This is a genomic window from Halorientalis salina, assembly GCF_005049285.1.
GTDB lineage: Archaea > Halobacteriota > Halobacteria > Halobacteriales > Haloarculaceae > Halorientalis > Halorientalis salina.
Map to the genome: position 1 here is coordinate 171225 of NZ_SOSC01000002.1, position 23342 is coordinate 194566.

Sequence of the window (23342 nt, forward strand, 5' to 3'; positions counted from 1 at the left end):
CGTCAATCGTCCAGTTGCTCTAACACGGCGGTCGGCATCTGGTCTTTCATCGCGTCGGGGATCTCGTCGGGGTTCATGCTGGAGACGAACTCCGGCGTCTCCGCCCCGAAGTCCGGGTCGAACAGCTGGAGGGCGGTGTTGATCGTCGTCCAGTCGTCCTCCTCGGCGGCGTCGCGCAGGCTCTGGGTGGGTGCGGCGAGCAACTGGCCCACCAGGGCGTCAGCCATCGATTCGATGACCTCCCGTTCCTCGCCGTCGAGGTCGAGTTTCTCGGTTGCGGTGGCCAGTTCGCGCGTCTTCAACTGCTCTGCGCTCTCGTACATCGCGGCGATGACCTGATCGGCCCGCTTGCGCTTGTACTGGGTCAACAGGTGCTCGAACTCCTCGTCGACGATGCGTTCGACTGCCTCGGCGGCCTCCTCGCGTCGAGCGCGGGATTCCGCCGTAACCGACTCCAGGTCGTCCATGTCGTGTACCTCCACGGACGCCAGTTCGTCCGCGTCCGGCGGCACGTCCCGGGGTTGGGCGAGGTCGATGACGAGCGTGTCGCCGGCGTCTTCGAGCGTCCCCGTCTCGACGACGTGGCCCGGGCTTCCCGTCGCGGTGATGACCAGGTCCGCCCGTTCGACGGCGGTCGGGACCGCGTCGAGCGCGAGCGCGCTGGCGTCGACTTCCATGCCCTCGACGAGGTGTTCGGCGTGGGGCACCGTTCGGTTCCCCACGAGCACGCGTTCGACCGTCTCGTCCAGCGCTTTCGCGACGAGCGCCCCCATCTCGCCGGCACCCACCACGAGGGCCGTCGCCTCCGAGAGGTCCCGCTCCGCACGGGCGAGGTTGACGGCAGCGCTTCCCAGCGACACCGTCCCCTCGTTGATACCGGTGTCCGTGCGGGCACGCTCCCCGACGTGGATCGCCTTGGTGATGCCGTTCTCCAGGACGGGTCCGATCCCGCCGACGCCACGGGAGTCCTCGTAGGCGTCTTTGACCTGGCCGAGGATCTGGTCTTCCCCGAGAACGATCGATTCGAGCCCCGCCGCGACACGAAGGAGGTGGCGCAGGCTCTCCTCGTGTTCCATCTCGAAACACGCGTCGTCCGAGACGCCGGAGAGGAACTCGTCCAGCACCGCGCGTCCGACCTCCGGGTCGGCGGTCACCACGTACGCCTCGGCTCGGTTACACGTTTGCAGGACGTACGCTTCCTTGACGCCGGGCTCGGCGAGCAGCGATTCGACGGCTACCCGCTGGCTCTCGGCGCAGGCCGCTTCGATGTCGTCGACGCTCGCACGTTCGTGCGACACGCTGACGCCCGTAATGACGCCAGTTCCGTCTATCACGATATATCACCTGTCACGTCGGAAGTCACGTCCTCGGCTACTTGCCGTGCCTTTGTCCTGCCACTATCTAAATGCTTCCAAACAGGACCGGCCCTGACGACTGTTCGCATTGCCTCCCGTCTCGCTTCCGGATCGACGCCCCGTTCCTGTAACTCCTCGCGCAGTTCGCCCGTCAACCGGGCCATCTCGCCCGCTCCGTCGATCTCGGCTTCGATCCGCTCGCGCAGGTACCGGGACAGCGCCGGGCTCGTTCCGCCGGTCGCGACCGCAGCGACGACCGGGTCGTCCCGAACGGTCGCCGGCACGACCACGCTCCCCGGGTCGCGCTCGCCGTGCCGGTCGGTCCGGTTGACCAGCGCACCGTGGTCGCGTCCAGCCCGCTCGATGGCCGCGTTCCGCTCGGCGTCGTCGGTCGCTGCGACGACCAGCGCGGGTTCGGTCCGGTCGATCCACTCGGCGACCGCCTCGTCGTCCGGCGCGGCTTTGACTCGCTCGGCCCCGCCGAAGTCCGTGTCGGCGAACTCGGGACTCACCACGACCACGCGCGCCTCGCGTGTGAACCGCCGTGCCTTCCGCGCGCCGACGGTCCCGCCGCCGAAGACCAGCACCGTCGTACCCGTGAAGTCGTGGAGGAGTGGAATCATGGTCAGTCGTCCGCTTCAGTTGCGCCATCGGTCGTGTTCGCTGCCGCCCGCTCGTCCAGTCTGATGCCCGTTTTCTTCAGGATTTGCGTCGAGAACAGCGAGTCCCAATCGTCTTCGCCGACATCCCAGTACTCGGCCATCCGGTCGCGGACCTGCTGGATGCGCTCCTGGCTCTCTGCCTCGCTGCGACCGTGAGTCATCGCGAAGAAGTTGTACGGCCACACGCCGTCGTGCCGTGGCCGCTCGTAGCAGTGCGTGACGAAATCGAGACCAGCGATGGCCGGCCCGACCGCGTCGAGTTTCTCGTCGGGAACGTTCCAGACCGTCATCCCGTTCTCCGAATACCCGAGCGCGTAGTGGTTCGGGATGACGCCCACTCGGCGAACTTTCCCTTCCTGATCGAACCGCTTGATCGTCTCAGTGACCCAGTCGACGTCCTGGTCGATGGCTTCGGCGACGTCGCGATACGGCGTCGCCGTCACGGGGAGCCCGTCCTGGATCTCCAGAACGAGGTCCAGTTCGGCCGCCGTCAGTTCGGTGCGCTCGGTCGGCGTCACGTCCGGCCCGAGATCGGAGAGATCGACGTCGCCCTCCGGGATGGGACCGTCGAGCAGGAACTTCGCCTCGACCCGGAACTCCTGCTGTTTGGGCAGGTTGTACGTCTCCTGGCCGGTTTCGGCCTCGATTTCGGCCAGCACCTCGTCGACTCGGTCGGGGTCGGGAACGCTCACGACGAACCACATGTTCAGGTGCGGGTGTTCGCGCTCGTAGTTGTGGGCCACCTCGTCGAAGGCGTTGACCTGCTCGGCGACCTCGTCGAACCGGTCTTCGGGCGCGTGCATGGCCACGAGCGTGGCCGCACCGCCGATCGCCTCGGCGTTGATGAGCGCGCCGAACCGCGTCAGCACGCCGTCCTCGTCGAGTGCCTGGATTCGTGCCAGGAGCGCCTCGGCGTCGAGATCGACCCCCCTGTCGGCGAGCGCGTCGGCCGCCGGCTCGAACGGTCGCTCGACGACGGGAAACCCGCCCTGGAAGGCGTTGATGATCGCCCTGTCCGCGCGCTCCAGGTCTGCAGTCATGGTCGCAACTCAGGGTCGGCCCGGCATAAATCCGCGTTTGTCGTCCCGGTACGTGAGAAACCGGAGCCGATCCGATCGCGTGCCGCACGGAGCCGAATAGTTACTCGTCGAGCGTGACGCCCTCGACGGTGTAGCCGTCCTCGCGGAGCGATTCGACGAGGCCGTCCTGGTCGACGTCGGCCTCGTAGTAGAAGACGATCCGGAACCGCTCCTCGCGGATGAGTTGCTGACACTCCCAGACGAACTCGTCGCCCTCGATGGTGAGCCCCTGGTGCTGGTTCAGGCCGAAGTCGGGATCGTCGTTGCCCGAGTAAACGTAGGTGTCGCCCGGGTCGTACCCTTCGTAGTCGGCGATGGTGTTGCCGATCTCGATGGTCGTCTGGTGAAGCTCCGCCTCGGCGTCGCTGTCCAGTTCCGTGTGAACGATGACGCCCGCCAGTTCGATGTCGCCCGGTTCCAACAGCGCCTCGGTCCGTTGATAGAGGTCCGGGTCGATGACGTCCTGCTCGTGTTCCATCGCTAGCCACTCGCTCGTCGGTCCCCATACTTTTCACGGTCTGTCGCCGACCAGGTCGCTCGAAAAAACGATGATCGGGGCGGTCGCCCCGGTAGTGCAGGAACGCGAGTTACAGTCGCGTGAGGTTCGTCGCACGCGGACCCTTGTCCGCCTGCTCGATATCGAACTCGACTTCCTGACCCTCTTCGAGGTCGGGGCCGCCGACGTCTTCCATGTGGAAGAACACGTCTTCGTCGGCGTCGTCGGTCTCGATGAACCCGTAGCCGCCCGTGTCGTTGAAGAAATCGACTTTGCCAGTGGCCATCGAACTCACACCCGCTCCAGGTTGACGGCACGCGGACCCTTGTCCGCCTGCTCGATGTCGAACTCGACTTCCTGTCCTTCCTCGAGGTCCGGGCCGCCAACGTCTTCCATGTGGAAGAAAACGTCCTCGTCCGCGTCCTCGGTATCGATGAAACCGTAACCGCCAGTGTCGTTGAAGAAATCAACCGTACCGTTCGCCATTGCACTTGCCAAGAAGGTGTCCCGATATTAAAACCCTGCGGGTCCCCCTGTCAGCGGGGAAGACAAGATTCTTACGACCACGTGCGGACCGATTACGCAATGCTTTCGTGGGTTCGACAGCAGGCCCTCCAGGGATACGAGCGCCTGCTTCGGGGGGAGATATCGGGGACGCCGGACCACGTCGCCGTCATTCAGGACGGCAACCGCCGCTATGCGACCAGGCAAGGCGACGAGGCCACCGACGGCTACCACGCGGGCGCAGAGACCACCGAGCAACTGCTCAACTGGTGTGACGAACTGGAGATTCAGGAACTGACGCTGTACGCGTTCTCGACCGAGAACTTCGACCGGCCGGAGGACCAGCAGGAGGCGCTGTTCGACCTCATCGAGGACAAACTCTACGAGTTCGCCGACGCCGAGCGCGTCCACGAGGGGAAGGTCCGAATCCGCGCCATCGGGGAAACCCAACGGCTTCCCGAGCGAGTCACCGACGCGATTCGGTACGCCGAGGACCGGACGCGGGGGTACGACGCGCTGCACCTGAACATCGCCCTGGCCTACGGCGGCCGGGCCGAGCTGTTGGGCGCTGCCCGCGACGTGTCCAGGGACGTAGCCGCCGGCGACCTCGACCCGGCCGACATCGACGCCGACACCGTCGAATCCTACCTCTACGAGGGGCCGGTCCGGGACGTGGATCTCATCCTCCGGACCGGCGGCGACGAGCGGACCAGCAACTTCCTGCCCTGGCACGCCAACGGCAACGAGGCCGCCGTCTTCTTCTGTGCGCCGTACTGGCCGGAGTTCCGCAAAGTCGACTTCCTCCGTGCGATCCGAACCTACGAGAACCGCGAGGACTCCTGGCGGACCGCTCGCGCCCGCCGCGCGCTCGCGCTGGTGAGAGCGATGGGCGGTGCCGAACTCGACGAGGCCAAACGGGTCCTCCGACGGTTCCGCGACCACCTCCCGAGCAGCGAACGCGAGGCGCTCGGCGATCCCGCGGAGGGGGAACTCGACCCGGACCCTGCCGCCGACTAACCGCGCACCCACTCGAGTGCGTCCGCGCGGTCTTCGGTCGCGTACGTCTCGATCGAACCCACCGAGATTTTCCCGCGCAGCGAGATGGATTTGATCCCCTCGGCGACGACAGCCCAGCGTTCGACGCCCGCCTCGTCCGCCCGCTGGGCGGATTTTTCCCAGAGCGAAAAGACGTCCTCGGTGAACGGGTCGTCGAGTTTCACGACCGTCACCATGCCGTCGACCGCGTTGTTCGCCAACAGCTCCTCGTAAACCCGGTACGCCTCCGCTTCGAACGCCGAGAGTTCCATTCCCGACAGGAACTCCCAGACCATCACGCCGTCGTCGAGTTCGACCGTCCAGTCGGCTCCGGTCTGACGCTGTGCCATAGCCGAGATATCAGTTGTGTTGCTATTCAATGCTCGGCACGTGTGAGGTTACGGAACACAACCGTTCGGCAGTCGGTGGTTTTCGGACGCCACACTGATCGGCCTACCGGCCGAACTTCCGCTGGACTCGTTGCACTCGTCCAGCGGCGTTTGGGCGCTTCCTATCGTCAGCGCCCAAACCGCCGTCACGTCATTGACTTCGTGACGTGATTCGGCCTACCGGCCAAATCGCCGCTGACGGTCCTGAAAATCCCGAATCGCGCGGAGGTAGTCCCGCTTCCGGAAGTTCCGCCAGTTCACGTCAGTGAAGTACAGTTCCGAGTAGACCGACTGCCAGATCATGAAATCCGAGAGCCGTTCGGCCCCGGTCTTGATGACCAGATCCGGATCGGTCGGGAAGACGAGTCGCTCCTCGATGTCGTCCTCGTCGATGTCTTCGGGATCGAGGTCGCTCGCGTCGACCTCCTCGGCGACGCCCTGGACCGCCGTCGCGAACTCGTGTTTCCCGCCGAGGCCGATGGACACCTGAATGGGTGCGTCGGCGCGACGATCGTCTTCGGGACCGCGAACGGCGATTTCGCGCGGTCCGGTTACGTCTTCCAGCGACCGCCGAAGCGTCGGTACCGCCCCCTCGTCTAGAACGCTCACGTAGACCATCACGCGCTCGGCTCCGTACTCGAACGCCCAGCCGAAAAAGGTCTCTAACGTGTCGTAGGCACCCTGTTCCAGCAGGTCGCGCTCCGTGATGACGACCGCGACGTTGTCCGGCGTGGCCTGGTCGGCCCACTGGGTGCGAGCAGCGAGATACCGATCGTAGATACCCACGAGTTGGCGTTTTCGACGGGCCGCAATGAAGTTCACGGCTTCGGCGATAGTGCGGTAGCGGTGCGGGGCGGTAGCGGGGCGGTAGCGGGGCGGTAGCGGGGCGGTTGCGGAGCGGTACCACGAGGAAGTCGTACGCGAGCGCTCCGCGCTCGCGCTTTTTTGCCCCATCTTTTTTCGAGGTGCGGTCGCGGCGTCGCCGCGACCCGCCGAAGAAAAAAGGTGGTTGTTTAAGTACCTCTCGGGGGTAGCCGGGGACGTGACGTCGACAGTGCGGCGGTCGGGGGCGTTCGCGCTGGTTGGGACGCTAGCACTGCTCGTCCCGTTCGTGAGCCGTATGACCTCGAAGCCGGTCGCGACCGTCGCCGGGACGGCCCCGTTCATCGTCGTGGCCGTGCTGGCGCTGTACGTGGTCGACGAGGGAGCGGTTTTCGAGGCCTTCGCCCGACCGGGCGACCGACGGGACGGGCGACTCTACGGACTGGCCGGCTTCTCGCTGGCCATCGCCGGCCTGGCGCTCCTCTCCGTCCAGTTCGGGCTTCCGGCCCCGGTCTTCGTCGGGTCGGTGTTCGTCCTGGCGTACGGCAACCTCGCCGAGCAGCTGGTCCGGACGGTGACGGCGGAGAACATCCTCGCCGTCGCCGGGTTCGTGGCCGGCGGCTTCCTCGTCGGGACGGGCGCGCAACTGTCGACACTCGCCTTGACGCCGGAGTCCTACGGCGTGCCGACCGTGGTGTTTTTCGCCGCGAGCGGCGCGCTCCTGGCGTCGCTGTTGCGGACCGTGCTGTTCCCGCGTGACGACCCGCTCGTGATGTTCTCGGTGGCACTGCTGTTGTGGCTGTTCGCCGACCTCGCAGTCGCAGTGACGACGACCCGAATCGCCGTGGCCCTGGGCGTGACCGTCGTTCTCGGGTACGTCTCCTACGCGCTCGACACGGCGTCGTTGCCCGGGATGTTGACCGGGGTGTTCCTCGGGCTGTTGACGATCGTCCTCGGGGATTACGGCTGGTTCGCGATGCTCATAACCTTCTTCGGCGTCGGTGGACTCTCGACGAAGTTCCGCTACGAGGAAAAGAAGACGCGGGGCATCGCCGAGGAAAACGAGGGGGCACGCGGGAGCGGGAACGTGCTCGCGAACTCCACGACGGCGCTGGTGGCCGTGATCGGGGCCGCAGCCAGCCCGTCGCACATCCCGGTCGCACCCGAGGTGTTCCTGTTCGCGTTCGCCGGCTCGATCGCCGCGGCGATGAGCGATACGCTCTCCTCGGAGATCGGCGGCCTGTTCGACAACCCGCGGCTCATCACGACGTTCCGGCGGGTCGAGCCGGGGACCGACGGGGCCGTGACCTGGCAGGGCGAGGTGGCCGGCGTCGTCGGTGCAACGCTGATCGCCGCGATCGCGCTGGCGATGTTCGACGAGGTCGCCCCGCTCGGGTTCGTCGTCATCGTCGGTGCCGGTGTCGTCGGCATGACGGCCGACAGTCTCCTGGGAGCGACCATCGAAGGACCCCGGGTCGGCAACCAGGGCGTCAACTTCCTGGCGACCCTGGTCGCCGCTGTCGCCGGCGGCCTCCTCGCCATCGGTGTCGGGCTGACACCGCTCTGACCATGATCCGCGAGGCAACGCCCCGCGACCTGACGCGGCTCCGTGCCATCCAGCTCGCCGCGCTCGACGAACCGTGGGCGGACCTGCTTGAGCCGGCAATCGAGGGACCACCGGTCGTTCTCGTGACGACCGATACGACAGCTGAGCCATCGTCCGGTACAGTGGGGAAACCGGGTTCGGACACCCGAGCCGAACCGGTCGGCTACGCGGTCGCGATTCCGGAAGGGGACGTGGCCTACCTGGCGGAGTTCGCGGTCGCCGCGGGGTACCGACGGTCCGGACGGGGTTCGGCGCTCATGGCGGCGCTGTGCGCTCGGCTCGCCAGCGACGGGTTCGAAGCAGTCCGACTCACCGTGAAGATGGACGACGAAGTCGCGCGCTCGTTTTACGACGCCCTGGGGTTCCGGGTCCGGTCGCTCATCCCGCATCACTACGAGGACGGGGACGGCCTCCAGCTGGTCCGCTCGCTCTAGGCGTTGGCCTCTAACTCGAACTGGTCGGCCGTCCGGATCCGGACGCTGGTCGGTTTCTTGACGAACTGGCCCTCGCTCCGGGCGACGACCTGCTCGACGCCGCGCTGTGCGGCCACGTCCAGGACTCGCTGGGTCAACTCGCCGTCGAGGACGACCGTCGCCGGGACCTGCTCGGCGTCGGTGAGCGTCTCGAAGGCCTCGTCGGCGGACGCTGCAGCGATCCGCCCGAAATCGCTGTCGAGCAACAACACGGTGCTCGACCCCTCGCCGACGACGGCGTGGACGTATCCGGCCAGGGTCTCTGGCGCTTCGTCGCTATCGTCCGAAACTGCGTCGCTGTCGGCCGGTTCAGCGTCGGCGTGCTCGTCACGCGCCGCCGTCTCGGCCGTCGATTGGGCCGTCGTTTCGGTCCCGGTCGACGCCGGTGGCTGATCCCCCTCGACGCCGGATTCGACCGCGTTCTCGTCGGCGGTCGCCGTCTCGTCGGCCGACGGCGTTGCGGCGTCGGTCGATGTTCCGGTCGGTTCACAGTCGTCGGCGGCCTCGGGGGGTGCCGGTCGGGCGCTCCCGTCGGTCACGGCGACGGTCTCGTGCGGTGTGTTCACGTCCGAAACCACATCGAACGGGACCTTCTGGCGGAGCGCCGACATGATCTCGTCGCGCGAGAGGTCCTCGACCGACCGGTCCTCGGGCGCGAAGGCGGCGTAATCGAGGTCCCCCACCTGCCGGAGTTCCTTGAGGATGAGGTCGCCGCCGCGGTCGCCATCGAGGAACGCCGTGACCGTCCGCTCCTCGGTGAGATCCGCGACCGAATCCGGGACGTTCGTCCCTTCGACGGCGACGGCGTTCTTGATCCCGTACTGGAGCAGTTGGAGCACGTCGGCTCGACCCTCGACGAGGATGATGGCGTCGCTATCGGCGACGCGCGGGCCGGCCGGCAGTCCCTCGAACTCGGTGATGTCGGCGACCCGGACCTCCTGTCGGACGGCCTCGACCAGGTCCTGGCTGCTCATGACCTCCTCTTCGAAGGCCGAGAGCAAGTCCTTGGCCCGGTCGACGACCTCCCGGCGCTTGGCGGCGCGCACGTCTTCGAGTTTCGTAACCGTGAACTCCGACCGACAGGGGCCGACGCGGTCGATGGTCTCCAGTGCCGCGGCGAGGATCGCAGTCTCGACCTTGTCGAGGCCGCTCGCGATGGTCACCTCGCCGAACGACTGGCCGTTCTCCGAGCGGATCTGCACGTCGATGCGACCGACCTTCGAGGACTGCTGAAGGTCCCGCAGGTCGAGGTCGTTCCCGAGCAGCCCCTCGGTCTGTCCGAAAACCGCGCCGACGACGTCACTCCGCTCTACCACCCCGTCCGTCCTGATGTCCGCGTGAATGAGATATTTTGCTGAATCCTGCATTGGTGATGAACTGCCCCGGGTTGGGGCGTGAATGATGTGATGACGTGTCCATGAGCGAATCCATGGATACAGTAGGACGTAGGAGACGGCGGACCCATATACCTACTGCCGGACGACCGTGATAACGGACCGCAGCGACCGGTCACACCGCGACGCGTAGCTATTATCCGCCCGGCCACTGCCCATCCGCCATGGGCATCGAAGAAGCCGACATCGACCCCGAACGGTTCCTCGAAGACGTGGAGATGCGGATCGGGACGATCGTCTCTGTCGAGGCGTTCCCGGAAGCGCGCAAGGACGTGTACAAACTCGACGTCGACTTCGGGACCGAGACGCGCCAGTCCGCCGCCGGACTGACGGACAACTACACGAAAGACGAACTGAAAGGGCGACAGGTCCTCGCAGTGGTCAACCTCGGCACCGTCACCATCGCGGGCTTCGAGAGCCAGTGTCTCGTCACCGGGGTCGACGACGAGGACGGCGACGTGGTCCACCTCCAGCCCGAGCGCGAGGTCCCCGACGGAACGCGCCTGTACTGATCGCGGAACTACGCCGGCCTTACCGGACCCGCTAAGGCCATCTTACCGGGGACGAGCGTGGCATCTCACCGGGCGCACTCCGCCGAAGAACGGTCGCTTTCGACCACCGATTCAGTAATCCGGACGTAGTCGAGGAGGAACGCCCGACCGGGTTCGTGGGCCGGGTTACCGTGGTATCGGTCGAACCCTCACGATAATTTTTACTCGATAGTAAGTAAATCTTATTTACTTCAGCGGCCTCCCAAACAGTGATGACTGGAATCACTTCTGAAGCACTCGGAGACACGGAGACGATACGATGATGTGGCAGGACCTGATCTTCCTCGGCGGTAGCGTCTTCTCGCTGATCGTCCTTCTGCCGACGCTCAAAGACCGGATGGCGAACGTCCCGCTCGGAACCTCGCTCCCCTCGGCGACGATCGGCATCATCTACGGCACGACGTTCCTGTCGCTGGGGATGACGATGTCCGCGGTGGGCTCGCTGCTGACCGGCGTGATGTGGAGCGTCATCGCTTTTCTCAGGTCCCCGCACCCGTACGACCACCTCGTCGATTCAGGTCCCCGAGGCCAAGGGGACGGTAACTATCAATCAGCAGACTGATTCGGGCACGTCGCATCGACGTGTGGTATCCACCCGGACCGTGACAGGTAGAGATGGGTGACTCTAAAGTGTACGAGAACGAAGAAACGGCTATGGACAGTACGGAACCCAGCGGACGGTTCAAGCGACTCGGTAGTGCATTGCTCGGCGCGGGACTGGCCGCGTTCTCGATTCGGTCGTTCCGAAAGGGCAATCGCCTTCGAGGAGCGGTCACCAGTGTCGGAGCGATCGCACTCGGCTACGCCGCCGTGAAAGGGACTGACAGTACAGGGGAGGAGTTCGACGTGGAGACGACGGGCGGCGAGACGAGCACGGACACCGAAACGGTCTCGACGACTGTAACGGACACCGACGAGTCGGCGGCCGATACGAGTCCGGGGCTGACGTGTGCCGCCTGCGGTGAACCGATCACGACCGGGCAGCGACGGCGGCCGAACGAGGACGACGAGACGGTCCACGACGACTGCCTCTAACGGTCGAGTCCGGCCGGAACCGGGCGAGTAACCGACCGACGAGCCGAACGCGTTTCTGAGTCGCGGTGGTTTTTATAGCCGCCGAGCCAGTCGACACGTATGCAGACCCACATCGTGCCGGTCGGGTTCGACTACGACCGGCTGATCGCGCCGCTCGTCCGGGAGCAACTGGACGTGGACCGCGTGATCCTCCTGGAGGGGGCGGTCGGCAGCGAGGCCAACGTCGAGTACTCGCGCAACCTCGCCGAGAAGTTGGAGAAGGACTTCACCAACCTCCTCGGGGCCGAGACCGAGCGGGTCGTGGTCGACGACGTCTACGACTACGACGACGCCTTCGAGCAGGCCTACGCGCTCATCATGGCCGAACTCGACCGCGGCCGCGACGACGCGGACGACGAGGTCGAGGAGGTCTGGGTCAACATCTCCGCGATGCCACGCACCGTCTCCTTCGCCTTCGCGACCGCCGCCCACTCGATCATGGTCGAGCGCCAGGAGGACCGTGAGCGCATCCACACCTACTACACGGTCCCCGAGAAGTACCTCGAAACCGAACTCGCCGAGGAACTGCGCCGCCAGATCGACCTCCTCGAAGATATCGGGACCGACGTCGACGACGAGCGAGTCACCGAGCGATTGACAGCGGCCGGAGACTTGCTCGACGAGTTCGACGAGCGTGGGACCACGATCGGCGCCAAAGAGATCGACGGCAGCCACATCGTCGAACTCCCGGTCGCCTCCTTCTCGAACGTCAAACCGTTCGAGGAAATCATCCTCTATACGCTCGGTGAACACGGCGAGTTCGAGTCGGTCTCGGAACTCGCTCAGGAACTGGCCCGCGAACTCGGCGAGGAGTACACCGATTCGTTCCGCTCGAAGGTCATCTACAACGTCGATCGATTGGGGCCGGGCGGGAAAGGCTACATCGAACAGGAGGAACACGGCAAATCATACCGAACGCGGCTCTCGCGTATCGGCGAGTTGTGGGTGCGTGCCCACGCCGACAGCGAGCCACAGGCGCTGTCCTGACTCCGATTACCGACCGATCTCCGCTTTCTTCGCCCGCGTCGCCATCGCGAGGAACACGGCCAGGACCGTCAGCGTGACCGCTCCGGCGGCGGCCTGGTCGTGGACCGCCAGGTTGTGGTTGTACCCGGCCACGATTTCGGCGGGCAAGAGCGTGTGGTGGGGATCACCGACGATGGGCATGAAGTAGTCGACCACGTCGTTGAACAGGTACCACGCAGTCGCGACGGCGACGGCCCAGATCGGGAAGTCGCTGTAGCGGTAGATAACGAAGGCCTCGACGGCCATCGCGAGGTGACTCCAGACGAGGAAGTGGTACAGCCACAGCGGCGTGTCCCCGATCCCGTTGATGTAGAGCTGGACGTACGGCGTCCAGAGGCCGAGTTTGATACAGCCGAAGAATGCCAGGACGTGGACGAACTCCAGATCGAGATCGAGTTTCCAGACGATCAGCGACAGCCCGATGAACATCGTCGCGACGGGGCTGTCCGGAACGACGGGCCAGGCCACCATCGGTTCGATGGCGAACTGGCCAGTGATGGTTGGCGTCGAAGCCGGGATCGGCTGGAAGCCGTAGTACCAGAAGCCGAAGGCGGTGCCCACGAGATTGATGATCGCGATGGGCCAGGCCAGTCGGAGGGCTGCGTCCTCCATCCAGGCGGGCAGTGGTGCGACGTACCGCGGAAGCGACTCCCGGTCGGGGAGACGGCCGTCGAAGTAACGGGCGATGAACTGCTCCAGGCGGCGGCCCGCGTCGGTGACCGGCATTACCGTGGTGCTCGACGGGTGGAACAAAAACGGTAGTGGTTGTGGTCCGCGCGCGTGGCCCGCCCGGTTCAGCAGCCACCGACTCACTCGAACTGCGTCCGAATCGAACAGCGTGCGGTGACGGGACTGGGGGCGAAGGACGGGGTTAAGTAACACAATACCCAACGGGTGTATATGACGAACGAAACAGACCTAGAGGACCTCCAGCGCGGGACCGAGTTGGTCAAGCGCGGGTTCGCGAAAATGCAGAAGGGCGGGGTCATCATGGACGTCGTCAATCCCGAACAGGCCCGCATCGCCGAGGACGTCGGGGCCGTCGCCGTCATGGCCTTAGAGGCCGTGCCGGCGGACATCCGCAAGCGCGGCGGCGTCGCCCGGATGGCAGACCCCGCCGACGTCGCCGAGATCATCGACGAGGTCTCCATTCCGGTGATGGGCAAATCCCGCATCGGCCACACCAAGGAGGCCCAGATCCTCGAGGCCGTCGGCGTGGACATGGTCGACGAAAGCGAGGTGCTGACGCCCGCCGACGACCGCTATCACATCGACAAGCGCGACTTTACTTCCCCGTTCGTCTGCGGCGCACGCAACCTCGGTGAGGCGCTCCGCCGAATCGACGAGGGCGCGGCCATGATCCGCACCAAAGGCGAGGCCGGCACCGGCGACGTGAACCAGGCCGTCCACCATCAGCGCAACATCAAGGGCGCGATCCGCGAACTCGAAGGGATGACCCACCAGGAACGCGAGAAGTGGGCCCGCGAGAACGAAGCGCCCGCGGACCTCGTTCACGACACGGCCGAGATGGGCCGACTCCCGGTCGTCAACTTCGCCGCCGGCGGCATCGCGACGCCCGCCGACGCCGCCTTGATGATGCACCACGAGTGTGACGGCATCTTCGTCGGCTCCGGCATCTTCGGTGCCGAGGACCCCGAGGCGATGGGCGAAGCCATCGTCGAGGCGGTCAACAACTGGGACGACCCCGAGAAACTCGCCGAGATCTCCTCGAACATCGGCTCGGGCATGAAAGGCGACGCGAACAACGATCTGCCCGAAGAAGAGAAACTTCAGGGTCGCGGCGTCTGATCACCGATGTCCGGGGAGTCGACCCGCGATCCCGCCGCGATCGTCGACGACCTCGACCGGCCGGTTCTGCTGTTCGACGGCGTCTGTAACCTCTGTAACGGCTTCGTCCGCTTCATCGTCCGGTTCGACGCGGCGGGGACCGTTCGGTTCGCACCCCTTCAGTCAGCGGTCGCAGACGAACTGCTCGACCGCTACGACCTCGAACCCGAAGGCGAGGGGTTCGAGACCGTGGTCCTTATCGAGGACGGCGAGGCGTACACGAAATCGACGGCGGCGCTCCGGGTGGCACGGCGACTCGACGGGCCGTGGCCGCTCGCCTATCCGCTCGTCTATCTCCCCGAGCGGTTCCGGAACGGCGTCTACGACCTCGTCGCCAGGTACCGTTATCGAGTGTTCGGGCGGAAAGACGAATGTCCCATGCCCGACCCGGAACTCCGCGAGCGGTTCGTCGAGCGGTCGCTGACCTGATCCTGGAGTTCAAGAATCGATAATCGAAGAGCCGAACTTTTTATCGGTCGCTCACTCCGTCGAGTATGGTCGTCCAGTACATCAACGATTTTCGCGTGGTTCTGGAGGGATTCGTCTCTACAGAGGCGCGACTGGCAGCAACGGTCGTACTGACGGTCGCAGCGGTGGTAACGGCGATCGTGCTCGCGCCGCGGATCGTGCGGCTCGTCCGTCGGTCGATATCGAACCGGTTTTTCGGGCACGAACGCGTCCCCTTCGAGCCGCCCGAGTTCGACTGGCGGCTCCCGGTAATGGCAGTGGTTCGGACGATCCAGCTCGCGGTCTTTCTCGGGGTTTCCCTCGCGGTCATGGTGGTCTGGGGGTTCGTCGATCTGGCACTCACGACGGTCGCGGCGATGGCGGCGATGATTCCAACGCTCGTGCGGGGGCTGATAACGATCGGGCTCATCGGCGGGACGCTGGTCGCCATCGACATGCTGGAGACCTCGGTCGAAGAGTACGCCGAGGAGTCGGACACGATAAATCAACACCAGCAGGGGATCGTCTTCCACGTCCTGCAGGCGGTCGTCCTGATCGGGGCGGCGATCGTCGCCCTGTCGGTCTGGGGTGTCAACCTCGGCGGCCTGCTGGTCGGTGCCGGCTTCCTGGGTATCGTCATCGGGACTGCCGCGCGGACGACTATCGGCTCCTTTATCGCCGGCTTCGTCCTGATGTTCTCGCGCCCGTTCAAGATCGGCGACTGGGTCGCGATCAACGACGACGAGGGGATCATCACCGACATCACGATCATCAACACGCGCATTCGGAACCCGGCGGGCGAAGAGGTCGTCATCCCGAATCTACACGTCGCAAACGCGACGGTTACCAACCGAACGAGCCTCGAACGGCTCCGGCTGTCCGTCGACGTGGGTATCGACTACGAGGCCGACCTCGAACTCGCCGAGGAGTTGATCGAGGAGACGCTCGTCGACGTCTCCCACTCCGTGGACAACCCGACGCCACAGGTCATTCCGAAATCGTTCGGCGATTCGGCGATCGTCCTGGAGTGTCGGTTCTGGATCGACCACCCCAGCGCGGCCAAGCGAGCGATGGCCACCGCCGAAGTCGTCCGCGAGGTCAAAGCGACGCTCGACGACGCCGGTGTCAAAATCCCCTACCCGCAACGCGAACTGCTCGGACGCGAAGAGGCCGGCGGCTTTCAGGTGAGTGGGGCGACCGGGAGCAAATCAGCGGCGGAGCCAACACTGGCAAACGACGGGGGGGACTCGGCGTCGCAGTAGATTGAGAGGTGTGCAGTAGCGGTGCGGTGGCGGTAGCGGTGCGGTGGCGGTAGCGGTGCGGTGGCGGTAGCGGTGCGGTGGCGGTACAGTTTCAAGCATCCGGCGGCCGGTGGCCGCCGGTTCACTCCGGGCGAACGCAGTGAGCCCGGAGCGGTTTTTAGTCCAGGTTTTTGGAGCAGGGGGTTCCCGCAGCGAGCGAGAGTGAGCGAGGGGACCCCCTGCTGTAAAAAAGTGGGTTCTAGTACTCGTAGTCGGTGTCGATGGTGCTCGCGGTTTCGACCATCGAGACGGCGGCGTCGGAGTACTGCAGGACTTTCTGCATGTCCCCATCGAGTTCGAAGACGCCGGACATCAGCCCGTCGATGGCGCCGACCTCACCTTCGGTCAGACGGACCCAGTCAGCGTACGCGCCCCGGTAGATGAACCCGTAGTCGGTGTCCTCGGGGTCGGGGACTTCACGGCAGTCGAAGACGTCGCCGTCCTCCAAGCCGATGAAGTAGTACATGTCCTCGGGAAGGCGGTCATCGGCTTCGAGGTGGAAGATGAAGTTCCCGTTGAACTCGACCCCCCACCCCTCGCTGGCCTCCTGATAGGTCTCGTTGTTGCGCAGTTCCTGCTCCCACTCCTCGATCCACTCGTCGGTTGGAAACGGTATCGCCATGGTTGTATCCGCCGTCCTTGCAACGGCACGGGCAAATCAACATGGCTTGTCATAAGAGTTCTCCCGGGAGTTTCGTGCTATTTATATCGCCGTATATTTCCTGTACTTTTTCTCGGAAGTATCGACGGGGCGACGACACCACTCTTAAATTACCGGTCAATTCCCGCGAAATCCTTTTTTAGTGTATCAATGTAATACAATCAAATCGAGTGCCGCATCTGGGGATGTGCGGGGCGAGAGCGTTCGTTACCATGAGTGTAAATCAGAAATCACGGTTTGGGCGGGATGAGCAGGTCGCGTCAGTTATCGGGTCGCTGGTCGGTGGGTTACTGGCCGGGGTGTTGATACAGCTCACGGGCGGTGCCGAGGCCATGCTGTATTTCGCGTGGATGATCGACGCCAGTACGGTCGCGACCGGGTGGGTCGTCTGGATGGTCTTGTCGCTACTGTTCGGCATCGGGTTCGCCCTCTTCGTCTCGCGGAACATCAACACGTTCACGAACACGATCATCATGGTTTCGCGGAAGAGCACGGTCACCCAGGAACTGCTGGTTCCCTTGCTGCATCGGTCCGCGCTCGGGCTGACTGCCGGCAGTATGGGCCTCATCTACGGACAGATCCTCGGCTTCGGCTTTTTCGCCTATCTGGTGCCGGTCATCCTCGGCATGAACGGTTACTTCGTGAACTTCCCGCTGGCGATCTTCCCCGTCATCTTCGGCTACATCACGTACGCGACCGTGCTGGGGACGGTCTACGGGATGTTGCTGGAAGCCGACTGGTACGAACTGGGCGGCGGAGACGCCGCCGAACAGAGCGCGGCGCTCGTGGGTGCAGTCGCCGGAGGCCTCCTCGGAAGCGGCGTCCTCTATCTCGTCGGCGGTGCAGAGAGCCTGGCGACCCTGGGGACGCTGGTCAACGGGGCCTCCGTCCCGCACGGCCTCCTGGTGTTCATGCTGGCGGCGCTCGTCCTCGGGCTGGCCTTCTCCTGGGTGCTCTCACGGACGATCAACGACTTCACGAACACGGTCATCATGTTCTCGCGCCGGAGCGAGGCCACCCAGAAGGTCCTCGTGCCGCTTATCACCCGCGCGGCCCTGACGGTCACCGCCGGCAGCATGGGGCTGGTCTACGGCCTCGTCATCGGCGTGGCTGCAGTCGTTCTCGGTGTCGTCGGCGTCGTCCCCCAGACCGGGCTGGCCGGCGTCCTGGCCTTTGCCGTCTACGGGAGCGTCCTCGGGAACGGCTACGGCCTGATGATGGAGAAAGTGGACCTCTCGGGACTCGGTCCGAGCGAGGAGTCCCGGGCCGGAATCAAGGGATCGCTGGGTGCCGGACTGCTCAGTGGCCTGTTCGTCTTCGCGTTCGTCGGCGTCTCGGTGTTCACCGGCCTCGCCAGCGTGGTCGGGCAGGGCGGGATCTTCACGGGATTCCTCGTCTGGATGGCCATCAGCGTCGCGCTCGGGTTGGCCTTCGTTGCCTACGTCTCCCGGTCGATCAACGACTTCACGAACACGGTCATCATGTTCTCACAGCGGAGCGAGGCCACCCAGAAAATCCTCGTGCCGCTCATCACCCGCGCGGCCCTGACGGTCACCGCCGGCAGCATGGGGCTGGTCTACGGCCTCGTCCTCGGCGTGGCCGTCTTCGGCGGGTCGGTGGCCGGCCTGCTTCCGTCGGTGAGTCCCCTCATCGTGCTGGCGTTCGTCATCTACGGGCAGGCACTGGGGACCAGCTACGGGCTCATCCTGGAGGACGCCGACCTCAGTCTCCCCACCGTGTTCGGCGGCGACGAGGCAGACGAAGACGAGATGCCGGCCGAGGGCGACAAGGAGGAGTTCGTCCCGCCACACGAGCGGCCCGGCTTTGCGGGCTGGCGTGCGCGGCGGCCCTTCGCCGGCTCGGTGATGTTGATGCTCGCCGGGCTGATCATCCTGGCCATCCCGCTCCGACTCCAGTTCATCTTCCCCGGCCCCTCGAAGGCGGCGCTCGGGATCGTGTTCGGGGCGATGGTCATCGCCTGTGGCGTCTTCGCGCTGTTGAAACCGGGGCTGTCGACGCTCATCGGCGTCACCGGCATCGCCATGTCCATCCTCTCGCTGGTCGGGGCATTCGGCGGACTGGTCGTCGGAATGCTGGTCGGCATCGTCGGCGGCAACCTCTGTATCGCCTGGCAACATCCCGCCCGCGACGAGGAAGCGGCCAGCGACAGCCGCTTCAACTGGACGGGCGAAGGCGAACAGCAACAGTGGTAACGCACCTTTTTAAATAGACCACCGCGCTTCGCGACTCGGCGGAAACTCGTTAGAAAACGGTCGCACCGTCGCCGATCTCGGTCTGGTAGACCACCTTTTTCAGCGTCGGGCCGCCTTCGGCGACCACTCCTCGAAAAACGTGGGCGAAAAAGCGCGCCCTCGCTCCGCTCGGTCGCGTGAACCACGGCCCTCGTCCGCTGATGGTCCTCAGAACACCGTCGCACCGTCGCCGATCTCGGTCTGGTAGACGCGGGCCTCGACGCCGACGTCGTTGAAGGCGTCGATCATGGCGGTCCCGACCGCACGTTTGTCCGGTTCGTGGCAAGCGGCGATGACCGTCGGGCCGGCACCGCTGATGGTCACGCCGGTCGCACCGGCTCCGTGGGCGGCCGATTTCACCGCATCGTAGCCCTCGATGAGATCCGCGCGGGCGGGCGTGACGACGGTATCGTTCATCCCCTGCCCGACGAGGTCGGGGTCGTCACGATGCATCCCCGAGGTCAGCGTGGCCGCCCAGCCGACGGTCTCGACGAGTTGCTCGACCCTCGCCGTGTCGGGAACGACGCCGCGGGCGTCCCTGGTCGAGACGACGATGTCGGGGAGACAGGCCACGAGCGGGATGTCGGCGTCGACCTTGGTGACGCCGTCGTCGGTTGCGATCGTGAACCCACCCATGATGGAGGGGGCGACGTTGTCGTCGTGGGCGTCGCCGGAGACGACGGCCTCGCCCTTGGCCGCGATGGGGACGAGTTCCTCACGGCTGTAGCCGCGGTCGTACAGTTCGTTGAGGCCGACGGCGGCCGCGGCGGCGCTGGCCGCAGAAGAACCCAGTCCGGAGGCCGGTCGAACGCCCTTGTCGATCTGGATGTGCGCCGGAGCGTCCAGCGCTTCGGCAACCGCGCCGACGGTGTTTTTGTCGGGGTCTTCCGGGATGTACTGGCTGCCGACGCCGGTGATGTCGATGGTCGTCCGACTGGCCTTCTCCAGGCGGACGACGTCCGCCGGGCGGTCGAGTGCGACGCCGAAGACGTCGAAACCGCTCCCGAGATTCGCACTCGTCGCCGGTGCCCGGACGGTCAGCATGCACGTGGCTTCCCGTAGGGCAGGCAAAAAGGTAGCGAACTACGGGTTCGACGACGCCCCTCGCTTGCCCCGCCGTCCGTCACTCGGAGAGGAACGATACGATTTCTTCGCCCACCACCGCGGGCCGTTCACGGTGCATGAAGTGGCCCGCGTCCTGTATCTCGATCGCGCGACAGTCGGCAGCGAAGGCGTCACCCGCGGTCTCGAACGTTTCGGCACCGATACAGCCGTCGTCGGCACCGGCGACGACGAGTCCGGGAACCTCGATCCCCGGAATCTCGTCGGGGTCGGGGCGGCCGTTGCCGACCAGGTCGCGTACGACGGGGTTGACGAACTGTCGGTAGTACGACAGCGCCGCCTCGACGGTTCCGTCGGCGCGGAACGTGTCCTTGACTGCCTTGATGTGGTCCCGGTCGTAGTCCCAGCCAGGGCTCCAGAGGTTCCAGAGCACTTCGATCAACGCGAAGTCCTCGCGTTCGAGCGTTCGCTCGGAGATGCCCGGCAGCTGGAAGAACCAGATGTACCAGCTCCGGAGGAACTGCCGCGGGTGGTCCCAGATTTCGGCCGCGAATCGCGGCGGAACCGCCATCGTCGCGATCCGGTCGAACCGCTCGGGGTCGCGCCGAGCGGCCGCGTAGGCCGCGACGGCCCCCCAGTCGTGGCCCACCAGCACCGCGTCCTCGAAGTCGTCTTCCTCGACGAGCGCATCGGCGAGTGCGACGGCGTCGGCACCGAGCGCGCTCGCGTCGTACGCGTCGTCCGGGGCCGGTCCGGTCGGGCTGTAGCCGCGCATGTAGGGCGCGACGGCCGTGAACCCGGCGTCGGCGAGTCGGTCGAACAGCGGCTCGAAGGTCTGAGGTGCGTCCGGAAACCCGTGGAGACAGAGGGCGAGTCGGTCCCCGTCGCCCCGGGTGAGACACTCGAACTCCAGTCCGTTCGCCGTCACCTCGCGTCGGTCGGTCATAGGTCGTGTTTCACGTGCCGGTTACTTACGGACTGTGTAAGAGGCAGAAAAGGAACGCGTCGAGACGGTTAGTTCGTGTTGTACTCGTCGGTGTCCATCTGCCCGGTCACGACGACGGCCCGCCCGTTCTTGGAGACGCTGACGTTGTCGAGTTCGTCCCAGTAGTCGCTGTCGTCGATGTAGTCCTCGAACTCGTCCTGGGGAACGTCGTCGGCGTCGTCGAAGAGAGTGACCGATTTGATCTTCGTGGTCTCACCGTTGACGGTGTCCGTTCCGCCGCTGGCCACCGCTCCCTCGAACTGCCCGTAGTCCTCGTCGGTCTCGTCGACCTCCTCCTGGGTCCGACCGGAGACCCGAGTCCCGTTCCCGATCTTGTTCACCAGTTCCTTGAACTCCTCGTTTTCGCCGACGTAGCGGTCCTCGTCGCCGTTCTTGGTGTCGATGATCGTCTCGACTGCGTCGCTGTCATCGGCGTAAACCGCGGTGCCCCCTTTCACTGCGACGGCACCGCTGCCGTTCTCCGGTTCGTAGATCGTGAAGTTCCCCTGATCGTCCTCGTCGTCGAAATCGTTGTCTTCGAGTTCGTCGGTGACGTCCTCCTTGTTGAAACTCCCGATGAGGACCGACGCCGACCCGAATCCCAGAGAGACGACCTCGTCGATGTCGTCGATGTCGAGGTCCAGCAAATCGGTTTCGGCCTCGGCCTCGTAGTTCTCGAAGGCCTCCTCGTCGAAGTTGTCCTCGTTGTTCCGGATCTGTTTGTAGTTCGTATACGAGAAGTAGTAGTGGTCACTGTCTCCCAGTTCGTCCGGCGCGGGGAGCCACTGTTTGTAACTGGCCCCACCGATGAACGGGACTGCACTCTTGATCTGGCTACATCCGGAGAGACTGCCCACTGCACCGAGCCCTGCCGCTGCCGCACCGAGTCGAAGCGTCTGACGACGCGAAACGTCTTTTTCCATACTTATAGGTTTCCTGTCGCTTACCAGTTAAATCTCTTTATACATTCTGTGTCCACGGTCCAAGTGTTCATTTAATTCGGTCCAGTAGATGGCCTATGACAGTGATCGGCTTCCTCAGCGTCGCACCGGTGATCGAAGACAGCATGGCCGACGAGATCGCAAACGCCGTCGACGCCCTAGAGGAGTTCGACGTCGACTACGAGACGACGCCGATGGGAACGACCATCGAAGCCGACGACATCGGCGAGTTGTTCGGGGCCGCACAGGCGGCCCACGAGGCGGTCGACGCCGATCGCGTCTCCACGGTCCTGAAAATCGACGACAAGCGGACCCGCGAAACCAGCGCACGCGAGAAAGTCGACAGCGTCGAGGCGGAACTGGGTCGCCCGGCCCGGAGCGAGCGCGACGACTGAGCGCGGGCCGGGGACGAGCCTTTTTAACCGACGGCGCACGGAACGGGGTGTATGGAGAGTCTCAACAGGATGGCGACGGACCTCGTCGACGAGGCCATCGACTTCGCCGACGAACTGAACGTCGCCGTCACGCCCCTGGACGGGGAGACGACGGTGCTCGATTTCGGCGTGGAGATCCCCGGCGGCGTCGAGGCCGGACTGCTACTCGCAGAGATCCAGACCGCCGGGCTCACGTCGGTCCAGACGGCGATCGAGGACGTCGCCGGCGCACCGATGACCCACGTCGAACTCTCGACGGACCACCCCGCACTGGCACTGCTCTGTGCCCAGAAGGCCGGCTGGGAGGTCAGCACCGACGACTTCGAGGGGCTTGGTAGTGGGCCCGCCCGTGCGCTGGTCGCCGAAGAGGAGATCTACCAGCGCGTGGGCTACCGCGACGAGTTCGACTTCGCAGTCCTGGCCATCGAGACCGACACGGTCCCGGACGAAGCGGTGGCCGAGCAGGTCGCCGAGATGGCCGGCGTGCCGGTATCGAGCGTGTTCCTGCCCGCGTTCTCGGCGGCGAGCATCACCGGCAGCGTCCAGATGGCCGCCCGCGCGGCCGAACTCGCCGTCTTCCGCCTGTCCGAACTGGGCTACGATCCGCTCGACATCCTCTCTGCGAGCGGGAGCGCACCCGTCGCGCCCGTCGCCGAGAGCGAGGAGATGGCCATCGCTCGGACCAACGACGCGCTGGCGTACGGCGGCCGAGTCCACCTGACCGTCGACAGCGAGTTCGACCGCTTCGACGAGGTACCCTCGACTGCCACCGAGGAGTACGGCCAGCCGTTCGCCGAGGTCTTCGAGGACGCCGACTGGGACTTCTACGAGGTCCCGGAGGACGTGTTCGCGCCCGCCCAGGTCACCATCGACGTGATCGGTGGGCCAACGCACGTCCTCGGCGAACGAAACGACGAGGTGCTCGCCGAGAGCTTCGACCTGTAG

General features: G+C 65.2%; 27 protein-coding genes. 13 read left to right on the forward strand and 14 right to left on the reverse strand.

All coding sequences use genetic code 11. The annotated features are described in order from the left end of the window. Positions 1 to 2: 2 nt before the first annotated feature. The 6 genes from hemA to E2481_RS05345 form a co-directional block, all read right to left on the reverse strand. On the reverse strand, positions 3 to 1334 hold the full coding sequence (gene hemA / locus E2481_RS05320; RefSeq protein WP_136716094.1) for a glutamyl-tRNA reductase: 1332 nt from the start codon (positions 1332 to 1334) through the stop codon (positions 3 to 5). Continuing rightward, on the reverse strand, positions 1331 to 1978 hold the full coding sequence (locus E2481_RS05325) for a precorrin-2 dehydrogenase/sirohydrochlorin ferrochelatase family protein (RefSeq protein ID WP_136716095.1): 648 nt from the start codon (positions 1976 to 1978) through the stop codon (positions 1331 to 1333). Before E2481_RS05325 ends, hemA begins: the two co-directional genes overlap by 4 nt. 2 nt (positions 1979 to 1980) lie before the next feature. After that, positions 1981 to 3057: a siroheme decarboxylase subunit beta gene (gene ahbB, locus E2481_RS05330; protein WP_136716096.1), complete on the reverse strand. Its 1077-nt coding sequence runs from the start codon at positions 3055 to 3057 to the stop codon at positions 1981 to 1983. 100 nt (positions 3058 to 3157) lie between these two features. Then, a complete protein-coding gene (locus tag E2481_RS05335) occupies positions 3158 to 3574 on the reverse strand; it encodes a DUF5778 family protein (protein ID WP_136716097.1) in 417 nt (138 codons plus the stop codon). A gap of 109 nt (positions 3575 to 3683) precedes the next feature. Next, positions 3684 to 3878, reverse strand: a complete 195-nt coding sequence (locus E2481_RS05340) for a cold-shock protein (RefSeq protein ID WP_136716098.1) — start codon at positions 3876 to 3878, stop codon at positions 3684 to 3686. 5 nt (positions 3879 to 3883) lie between these two features. Next, the gene (locus E2481_RS05345) at positions 3884 to 4078 is read right to left on the reverse strand and encodes a cold-shock protein (RefSeq protein WP_136716099.1); all 195 of its coding nucleotides are present in this window, start codon (positions 4076 to 4078) and stop codon (positions 3884 to 3886) included. A 99-nt stretch (positions 4079 to 4177) separates the two neighbouring features. Here E2481_RS05345 and uppS point away from each other — a divergent pair, with 99 nt between their 5' ends. Further along, positions 4178 to 5113 carry a polyprenyl diphosphate synthase gene (gene uppS / locus E2481_RS05350; RefSeq protein WP_136716100.1) on the forward strand — a complete coding sequence of 312 codons (936 nt, stop codon included), beginning with the start codon at positions 4178 to 4180 and terminating at the stop codon, positions 5111 to 5113. Here uppS and E2481_RS05355 read toward each other — a convergent pair. Both E2481_RS05355 and E2481_RS05360 read right to left on the reverse strand, forming a co-directional pair. Beyond that, a complete protein-coding gene (locus E2481_RS05355) occupies positions 5110 to 5481 on the reverse strand; it encodes a hypothetical protein (RefSeq protein ID WP_136716101.1) in 372 nt (123 codons plus the stop codon). The two genes, uppS and E2481_RS05355, sit on opposite strands and share 4 nt — an antisense overlap. A gap of 216 nt (positions 5482 to 5697) precedes the next feature. After that, complete coding sequence (locus tag E2481_RS05360; RefSeq protein WP_136716102.1) at positions 5698 to 6306, reverse strand: undecaprenyl diphosphate synthase family protein; 609 nt, start codon at positions 6304 to 6306, stop codon at positions 5698 to 5700. A gap of 256 nt (positions 6307 to 6562) precedes the next feature. Here E2481_RS05360 and E2481_RS05365 point away from each other — a divergent pair, with 256 nt between their 5' ends. Together E2481_RS05365 and E2481_RS05370 are read left to right on the forward strand one after the other, a co-directional pair. Then, positions 6563 to 7909 (forward strand): DUF92 domain-containing protein, encoded by a 1347-nt coding sequence (locus E2481_RS05365; protein WP_136716103.1) that lies wholly within the window; start codon positions 6563 to 6565, stop codon positions 7907 to 7909. 2 nt (positions 7910 to 7911) lie between these two features. Further along, entirely contained in the window at positions 7912 to 8382 is a 471-nt protein-coding gene (locus tag E2481_RS05370; RefSeq protein WP_136716104.1) for a GNAT family N-acetyltransferase, read from the forward strand. Here the strand turns inward: E2481_RS05370 and dnaG are convergent. Then, complete coding sequence (gene dnaG, locus E2481_RS05375; RefSeq protein WP_136716105.1) at positions 8379 to 9788, reverse strand: DNA primase DnaG; 1410 nt, start codon at positions 9786 to 9788, stop codon at positions 8379 to 8381. The two genes, E2481_RS05370 and dnaG, sit on opposite strands and share 4 nt — an antisense overlap. Before the next feature lie 191 nt (positions 9789 to 9979). Here dnaG and E2481_RS05380 point away from each other — a divergent pair, with 191 nt between their 5' ends. The 4 genes from E2481_RS05380 to E2481_RS05395 all read left to right on the forward strand — a co-directional run bounded on the left by E2481_RS05380 (position 9980) and on the right by E2481_RS05395 (position 12427). Further along, positions 9980 to 10327: a tRNA-binding protein gene (locus E2481_RS05380; protein WP_136716106.1), complete on the forward strand. Its 348-nt coding sequence runs from the start codon at positions 9980 to 9982 to the stop codon at positions 10325 to 10327. A gap of 298 nt (positions 10328 to 10625) precedes the next feature. After that, positions 10626 to 10928, forward strand: coding sequence for a hypothetical protein (locus E2481_RS05385; RefSeq protein ID WP_250137736.1), 303 nt, complete (start codon positions 10626 to 10628; stop codon positions 10926 to 10928). Positions 10929 to 11020: 92 nt separating this feature from the next. After that, positions 11021 to 11401, forward strand: coding sequence for a DUF2892 domain-containing protein (locus E2481_RS05390; protein ID WP_136716107.1), 381 nt, complete (start codon positions 11021 to 11023; stop codon positions 11399 to 11401). A gap of 99 nt (positions 11402 to 11500) precedes the next feature. After that, positions 11501 to 12427, forward strand: a complete 927-nt coding sequence (locus E2481_RS05395) for an HFX_2341 family transcriptional regulator (RefSeq protein ID WP_136716108.1) — start codon at positions 11501 to 11503, stop codon at positions 12425 to 12427. A 6-nt stretch (positions 12428 to 12433) separates the two neighbouring features. On the opposite strand, the gene E2481_RS05400 is transcribed toward E2481_RS05395, so the two are convergent. Continuing rightward, a complete protein-coding gene (locus E2481_RS05400; protein WP_136716109.1) occupies positions 12434 to 13192 on the reverse strand; it encodes a DUF1405 domain-containing protein in 759 nt (252 codons plus the stop codon). Between the two features lie 174 nt (positions 13193 to 13366). Between E2481_RS05400 and pdxS the strand changes: the two genes are divergently transcribed. From pdxS to E2481_RS05415, 3 genes are all read left to right on the forward strand, one after another. Beyond that, positions 13367 to 14275, forward strand: a complete 909-nt coding sequence (pdxS, locus tag E2481_RS05405) for a pyridoxal 5'-phosphate synthase lyase subunit PdxS (RefSeq protein ID WP_136716110.1) — start codon at positions 13367 to 13369, stop codon at positions 14273 to 14275. Between the two features lie 6 nt (positions 14276 to 14281). Continuing rightward, positions 14282 to 14743, forward strand: coding sequence for a thiol-disulfide oxidoreductase DCC family protein (locus E2481_RS05410; RefSeq protein WP_136716111.1), 462 nt, complete (start codon positions 14282 to 14284; stop codon positions 14741 to 14743). A gap of 65 nt (positions 14744 to 14808) precedes the next feature. Continuing rightward, positions 14809 to 16023, forward strand: a complete 1215-nt coding sequence (locus tag E2481_RS05415; RefSeq protein WP_136716112.1) for a mechanosensitive ion channel family protein — start codon at positions 14809 to 14811, stop codon at positions 16021 to 16023. A gap of 238 nt (positions 16024 to 16261) precedes the next feature. Here E2481_RS05415 and E2481_RS05420 read toward each other — a convergent pair whose 3' ends face one another. Beyond that, complete coding sequence (locus tag E2481_RS05420; protein WP_136716113.1) at positions 16262 to 16684, reverse strand: SCP2 sterol-binding domain-containing protein; 423 nt, start codon at positions 16682 to 16684, stop codon at positions 16262 to 16264. A gap of 251 nt (positions 16685 to 16935) precedes the next feature. On the opposite strand from E2481_RS05420, the gene E2481_RS05425 reads away from it, so the two are divergent. Then, positions 16936 to 18936 (forward strand): DUF6114 domain-containing protein, encoded by a 2001-nt coding sequence (locus E2481_RS05425; RefSeq protein WP_136716114.1) that lies wholly within the window; start codon positions 16936 to 16938, stop codon positions 18934 to 18936. A gap of 207 nt (positions 18937 to 19143) precedes the next feature. On the opposite strand, the gene E2481_RS05430 is transcribed toward E2481_RS05425, so the two are convergent. The 3 genes from E2481_RS05430 to E2481_RS05440 form a co-directional block, all read right to left on the reverse strand. Continuing rightward, positions 19144 to 20019: a homoserine kinase gene (locus tag E2481_RS05430; protein ID WP_136716115.1), complete on the reverse strand. Its 876-nt coding sequence runs from the start codon at positions 20017 to 20019 to the stop codon at positions 19144 to 19146. 79 nt (positions 20020 to 20098) lie between these two features. Then, positions 20099 to 20983, reverse strand: a complete 885-nt coding sequence (locus E2481_RS05435; RefSeq protein ID WP_136716116.1) for an alpha/beta fold hydrolase — start codon at positions 20981 to 20983, stop codon at positions 20099 to 20101. A 68-nt stretch (positions 20984 to 21051) separates the two neighbouring features. Then, positions 21052 to 21945, reverse strand: coding sequence for a hypothetical protein (locus tag E2481_RS05440; RefSeq protein ID WP_136716117.1), 894 nt, complete (start codon positions 21943 to 21945; stop codon positions 21052 to 21054). A gap of 95 nt (positions 21946 to 22040) precedes the next feature. Here E2481_RS05440 and E2481_RS05445 point away from each other — a divergent pair, with 95 nt between their 5' ends. Then, complete coding sequence (locus tag E2481_RS05445; protein WP_136716118.1) at positions 22041 to 22358, forward strand: MTH1187 family thiamine-binding protein; 318 nt, start codon at positions 22041 to 22043, stop codon at positions 22356 to 22358. A gap of 51 nt (positions 22359 to 22409) precedes the next feature. Next, positions 22410 to 23342: a methenyltetrahydromethanopterin cyclohydrolase gene (gene mch / locus E2481_RS05450; RefSeq protein WP_136716119.1), complete on the forward strand. Its 933-nt coding sequence runs from the start codon at positions 22410 to 22412 to the stop codon at positions 23340 to 23342.

Excerpts from the sequence above, each read along its gene's own strand:
- E2481_RS05385 (WP_250137736.1), top strand. The coding sequence starts at position 10,626 with ATGATGTGGCAGGACCTGATCTTCCTCGGCGGTAGCGTCTTCTCGCTG.
- E2481_RS05400 (WP_136716109.1), bottom strand. The coding sequence starts at position 13,192 with ATGCCGGTCACCGACGCGGGCCGCCGCCTGGAGCAGTTCATCGCCCGT.
- E2481_RS05370 (WP_136716104.1), top strand. The coding sequence starts at position 7,912 with ATGATCCGCGAGGCAACGCCCCGCGACCTGACGCGGCTCCGTGCCATC.
- E2481_RS05325 (WP_136716095.1), bottom strand. The coding sequence starts at position 1,978 with ATGATTCCACTCCTCCACGACTTCACGGGTACGACGGTGCTGGTCTTC.
- E2481_RS05340 (WP_136716098.1), bottom strand. The coding sequence starts at position 3,878 with ATGGCCACTGGCAAAGTCGATTTCTTCAACGACACGGGCGGCTACGGG.
- E2481_RS05420 (WP_136716113.1), bottom strand. The coding sequence starts at position 16,684 with ATGGCGATACCGTTTCCAACCGACGAGTGGATCGAGGAGTGGGAGCAG.
- dnaG (WP_136716105.1), bottom strand. The coding sequence starts at position 9,788 with ATGCAGGATTCAGCAAAATATCTCATTCACGCGGACATCAGGACGGAC.
- E2481_RS05395 (WP_136716108.1), top strand. The coding sequence starts at position 11,501 with ATGCAGACCCACATCGTGCCGGTCGGGTTCGACTACGACCGGCTGATC.
- E2481_RS05355 (WP_136716101.1), bottom strand. The coding sequence starts at position 5,481 with ATGGCACAGCGTCAGACCGGAGCCGACTGGACGGTCGAACTCGACGAC.
- E2481_RS05380 (WP_136716106.1), top strand. The coding sequence starts at position 9,980 with ATGGGCATCGAAGAAGCCGACATCGACCCCGAACGGTTCCTCGAAGAC.
- uppS (WP_136716100.1), top strand. The coding sequence starts at position 4,178 with ATGCTTTCGTGGGTTCGACAGCAGGCCCTCCAGGGATACGAGCGCCTG.
- E2481_RS05430 (WP_136716115.1), bottom strand. The coding sequence starts at position 20,019 with ATGCTGACCGTCCGGGCACCGGCGACGAGTGCGAATCTCGGGAGCGGT.
- E2481_RS05335 (WP_136716097.1), bottom strand. The coding sequence starts at position 3,574 with ATGGAACACGAGCAGGACGTCATCGACCCGGACCTCTATCAACGGACC.
- ahbB (WP_136716096.1), bottom strand. The coding sequence starts at position 3,057 with ATGACTGCAGACCTGGAGCGCGCGGACAGGGCGATCATCAACGCCTTC.
- E2481_RS05440 (WP_136716117.1), bottom strand. The coding sequence starts at position 21,945 with ATGGAAAAAGACGTTTCGCGTCGTCAGACGCTTCGACTCGGTGCGGCA.
- E2481_RS05345 (WP_136716099.1), bottom strand. The coding sequence starts at position 4,078 with ATGGCGAACGGTACGGTTGATTTCTTCAACGACACTGGCGGTTACGGT.
- E2481_RS05410 (WP_136716111.1), top strand. The coding sequence starts at position 14,282 with ATGTCCGGGGAGTCGACCCGCGATCCCGCCGCGATCGTCGACGACCTC.
- E2481_RS05390 (WP_136716107.1), top strand. The coding sequence starts at position 11,021 with ATGGACAGTACGGAACCCAGCGGACGGTTCAAGCGACTCGGTAGTGCA.
- E2481_RS05415 (WP_136716112.1), top strand. The coding sequence starts at position 14,809 with ATGGTCGTCCAGTACATCAACGATTTTCGCGTGGTTCTGGAGGGATTC.
- E2481_RS05425 (WP_136716114.1), top strand. The coding sequence starts at position 16,936 with ATGAGTGTAAATCAGAAATCACGGTTTGGGCGGGATGAGCAGGTCGCG.
- mch (WP_136716119.1), top strand. The coding sequence starts at position 22,410 with ATGGAGAGTCTCAACAGGATGGCGACGGACCTCGTCGACGAGGCCATC.
- E2481_RS05435 (WP_136716116.1), bottom strand. The coding sequence starts at position 20,983 with ATGACCGACCGACGCGAGGTGACGGCGAACGGACTGGAGTTCGAGTGT.
- E2481_RS05445 (WP_136716118.1), top strand. The coding sequence starts at position 22,041 with ATGACAGTGATCGGCTTCCTCAGCGTCGCACCGGTGATCGAAGACAGC.
- pdxS (WP_136716110.1), top strand. The coding sequence starts at position 13,367 with ATGACGAACGAAACAGACCTAGAGGACCTCCAGCGCGGGACCGAGTTG.